The organism is Opacimonas viscosa, from assembly GCF_024199005.1.
In the GTDB taxonomy this organism is placed as follows: Bacteria; Pseudomonadota; Gammaproteobacteria; order Enterobacterales; family Alteromonadaceae; genus Opacimonas; species Opacimonas viscosa.
Window position 1 is genome coordinate 1 of the sequence record NZ_JANATA010000302.1, and the last position, 241, is coordinate 241.

General features: G+C 41.1%; 1 pseudogene. It reads left to right on the forward strand.

The features are described 5' to 3' along the window. Positions 1-241 (forward strand): annotated as a pseudogene (locus NLF92_RS13695) (DNA phosphorothioation-associated putative methyltransferase); the annotation flags it as partial.

Genomic DNA, 241 nt, shown 5'->3' on the forward strand with positions numbered 1-241 from the left:
TTACACGCAAAGTGAAATAAAAGGGTTTCTTGAGTCAGTCATTGGAGATAACGCGGTTGCGTTAGCGCCAGGTATATTCGCTATATTCAAGGACAAAGAGCTAGAGCAGACATACCAAAAGCACCGATATCAGCGAACTTATGAATGGCAACAAAAGACCTCCCCGCAGTTACCAACTGATGCTGAAAAATTAAGAATTGTTTTCGCGCAAAACGAAGAGTTATTCAAAGCATTTTGGCTT